Origin of the sequence: Leucobacter sp. M11 (genome assembly GCF_035726885.1) — a bacterium.
Classification (GTDB): Bacteria; Actinomycetota; Actinomycetes; order Actinomycetales; family Microbacteriaceae; genus JAPFRB01.
Genome location: NZ_JAPFRB010000001.1, coordinates 68,655 through 72,454, shown reverse-complemented (window position 1 = coordinate 72,454; position 3,800 = coordinate 68,655). Strand labels below are relative to the sequence as shown.

General features: G+C 71.2%; 4 protein-coding genes. All 4 read left to right on the top strand.

The annotated features are described in order from the left end of the window. The first annotated feature begins 88 nt into the window (after window positions 1-88). Window positions 89-1,390, top strand: a complete 1,302-nt coding sequence (gene hisD / locus OOT08_RS00355) for a histidinol dehydrogenase (protein ID WP_325091264.1) — start codon at window positions 89-91, stop codon at window positions 1,388-1,390. 2 nt (window positions 1,391-1,392) lie between these two features. Beyond that, entirely contained in the window at window positions 1,393-1,878 is a 486-nt protein-coding gene (gene nrdR / locus OOT08_RS00350) for a transcriptional regulator NrdR (protein WP_325090613.1), read from the top strand. Beyond that, window positions 1,878-2,939 carry a quinone-dependent dihydroorotate dehydrogenase gene (locus tag OOT08_RS00345; RefSeq protein ID WP_442916139.1) on the top strand — a complete coding sequence of 354 codons (1,062 nt, stop codon included), beginning with the start codon at window positions 1,878-1,880 and terminating at the stop codon, window positions 2,937-2,939. Before nrdR ends, OOT08_RS00345 begins: the two co-directional genes overlap by 1 nt. Before the next feature lie 89 nt (window positions 2,940-3,028). Continuing rightward, window positions 3,029-3,637, top strand: coding sequence for a hypothetical protein (locus tag OOT08_RS00340; RefSeq protein WP_325090612.1), 609 nt, complete (start codon window positions 3,029-3,031; stop codon window positions 3,635-3,637). Window positions 3,638-3,800 lie beyond the last annotated feature (163 nt).

Genomic DNA, 3,800 nt, shown 5'->3' with positions numbered 1-3,800 from the left:
GCTCGTCGCCGGGCTCCGGGAACTGGTCTGGCACGGCGTCCTGGCCCCGATCCCTGACGCCGAGCGTCGCTAGACTGGAACCGACATGATGAGAACACTTGACCTCAGGGGTCGCACCGACGACCCGAGCAGCCTGCGCGCCCTCGTCCCCCGGGCGAGCGTCGACATCGGCATCGCCGTCGAGCGGGTCCGCCCGCTCGTCGAGGACGTCCGCGACCGCGGGGAAGCCGCGCTGCGCGAGCAGGCCGCCGCCTTCGACCGAGCCGAGGGGCACGACCTGCGGGTTCCGGCCCAGCGCATCGAACAGGCCCTCGCCGACTGTGACCCGACCGTGGTCGCGGCGCTGACCGAGATGATCGCGCGCGTCCGGCTCGCCTCAGCCGCGCAGGTCCCGGCGTCCGCCGTGACCGTCTACGGGGACGGCTCCTCGATCACGCAGCGCTGGCAGGCGGTTGACCGGGTCGGTCTGTACGTCCCCGGCGGCAAGGCCGTCTACCCCTCCAGCGTCGTCATGAACGCGGTTGCGGCCCAGGCCGCCGGCGTGCGCAGTATCGCCCTCGCCTCGCCCGCCCAGGCCGACGCAGGGGGATCGGTGCACCCGACCATCCTCGCGGCCGCGGCCCTGCTCGGCGTGACCGAGGTGTACGCGATCGGCGGGGCCGGGGCCATCGCGGCCTTCGCGTACGGCGTGCCCGCGATCGGGCTGGAACCGGTTGACGTGGTCACCGGGCCCGGCAACATTTACGTGGCCGCCGCCAAGCGCATCGTCAACGGGCGGGTCGGCATCGACGCGGAGGCCGGGACGACCGAGATCCTCGTTATCGCCGACGCGGACGCGAACCCCCGCTACGTCGCCGCCGACCTCATCAGCCAGGCCGAGCACGACGAGGCGGCGGCGTCCGTGCTCGTGACGACCTCCGCCGAGCTCGCCGACGCCGTGCTCGCGGAGTGTCGCGCGCAGGCCGAGCGCACGGGGAATGCCGCACGCGTTGCCGAGGCCCTCGGCGGGCCGCAGTCGGCCGTGATCCTGGTGGACACCCTGGAGCAGGCCGCCGCGCTCAGCAACGCCTACGCGCCCGAGCACCTGGAGCTACAGGTCGCCCGGCCGCGCGAGCTCGCCGAACGGATCACCTCGGCCGGGGCAATCTTCCTGGGCGCGCACACCCCCGTGAGCCTCGGCGATTATCTCGCGGGTTCCAACCACGTGCTGCCGACGGGCGGCACCGCCCGATTCGCCTCCGGGCTCGGCGCGCACACCTTCCTGCGCCCCCAACAGCTCATCGAATACGATCGGGCGGGACTGGACGGGGTGCGCGAGCACCTCGTGACCCTGGCCCGAGCCGAACACCTCCCAGCCCACGGTGACGCGGTCACCGTGAGATTCGAGTAATCATGCACTGCCCCTTCTGCCGACACTCGGACTCCCGCGTGATCGATTCCCGGACCTCAGACGACGGCCTGTCCATTCGCCGCCGCCGTCAGTGCCCCGAGTGCGGCCGCCGCTTCAGCACGACGGAGACGTCGAGCCTGACCGTCATCAAGCGCTCCGGCGTCGTCGAGCCGTTCAGCCGCGAGAAGGTTGTCTCCGGTGTCCGGAAGGCCTGCCAGGGCCGACCCGTCACGGACTCGGACCTTGCGCTGCTCGCTCAGCAGGTCGAGGAGACCCTGCGGCAGTCGGGCCAGGCCCAGCTCGACGCGAACGACATCGGCCTGGCAATCTTGGCCCCGCTCAAGGATCTCGACGAGATCGCCTACCTGCGCTTCGCGAGCGTCTATCAGGCCTTCGAAACCCTGAACGATTTTGAGTGCGCAATCGAGCAGCTGCGCGACCGCCAGCGCGCCGACACCGCCGCCGACCCCGAGGGGACCCACGCCTGATGCGCATTTACCCGACCGTGTTCTCCCTGCTGTTCAAGCGGATGGATCCGGAAACCGCTCACCACCTTGCCTTCTCGGTGATCAAGGCCGCCCCGAAGCTCGGCCTCGGCCGGCTCGTGCACCGCTTCTGCGCCCCGGGGCCCGAGCTTCGGGTGCGTGCCCTCGGCCAGGAGTTCCCGAGCCCCTTCGGCTTGGCCGCTGGCTTCGACAAGGACGCCTCCGGCATCGTCGGGCTCGGGGACATCGGCTTTGGCCACGTCGAGGTGGGCACGCTCACCGCGCACGCCCAGGACGGCAACCCCACCCCGCGCCTGTTCCGCCTGATCGAGGACCGCGCCGTCATCAACCGGATGGGCTTCAACAACGGCGGATCCGCCGCGGCCGCCCCCCGGATCGAACACGCCCGGTTGGTGGCCCGCCGACCGGTGATCGGGGTGAACATCGGCAAGAGCCGGGTCACCGAGGTTGAAGACGCGGTCGCGGACTACGTCACGAGCACCCGGCGGCTCGCGCAGATCGCCGACTACCTCGCCGTGAACGTGAGCTCCCCGAACACCCCGGGCCTGCGCGGCCTCCAGGAGATTGAGCTGCTGGCCCCGCTCCTGACCGCCGTGCGGGACGCCGCGGGGGAGACCCCCGTGCTCGTGAAGATCGCCCCGGACCTGAGCGACGACGGCGTGATCGCCGTGTGCGAGCTCGTCTCCGAGCTCGGCTTGGACGGCATCATCGCGACGAACACGACCATCTCCCGGGAGGGGTTGCGCGAGCGCCCGGAACGGATCGAGGAGATCGGCGCGGGCGGGCTCTCCGGCGCTCCGCTGCGCGAGCGCGCCCTCGAGGTGCTCGCCCTGATTCGCACCCGGGTGCCCGAGGACCTCTGCGTGATCGCGGTCGGCGGGGTCACCACGGCCGAGGACGTGCTCCTCCGCCTGCGCGCCGGGGCGACCCTCGTGCAGGGGTACACGGCGTTCCTCTACGAGGGGCCGCTCTGGGCGCGCAGCGTGAACCGCGGCCTGCGCGCGCTCGGCTGGCGAGGCAACGCCTCCCCGGCCACGGTCTAGCGGGGCCCGGGCCCGGGCCGGGGCATGCGTCAATCCGGTCCGGAATCCGTGCCGCTGCGTCTGCCGCACAACACGTCAGGAGTCCGCTGATGAGCGCAACGATCGAGGTGATTCGCACCCACAGTGCGGCCGGCAAGCCTGCGCCCTCGCGGGTGTCGCACGCGGTCACGGCAGCAACACGGGGGCAGACGATGCCCGATGCGGTCCGGAGCGTGATCCGGCCGTTGCGCCCCTCCCGTTCGGAAACGCCCGGTGTCTATCCCTTCGATTCCCCGGAGCACGGCAGGGGACGCATCGTGGTGACGCTGCAGGGCGCGCTGGCCCGCGAGCGGATGGACGAACAGGTCTTGATGCTGGAGATCGAACGCGCGTTGGGATCCCGGGAGCCGGCGCGAACGGCTGATATCCCTGCCTGGCAGTACCCGATCACCCTGCACGTGCGAAACCCCTACCTCCAGATCGGGTACGGGGTGATCTTCATGGTGCCCGGGCTGCTGATTGCCGGCAGCGTGCTCTTCGTCCGTGACACGGGCGCCCTGCAGGGCAGCCTCTTCTTCGTCCTTGCGCTGCTCCTCATCGCGGGCGGGTTCTTCCAGCTGCTTTGGCCCGGGACGCGCCGGATCGCCTGGTGGCATGCAGCGCGCCGCGAGGTACGTCGCCGGGGCGTGAAAATGCCCGCTGATTTAGCGCTGATCTAGCACTGATCTAGCGCTGACCCGCGCCGGTGGGGTGCCCCCGCAGACCGCGCGACGCCCGGGCGCAGACAGCAGCGGCTCCCCGAGGGGAGCCGCTGCTGCGTGTCAAGCGCTGGGTGTGGAGCGGGTTAGCTCGGGTACTGCCCGCGCTTGACCTGGGGCTTCG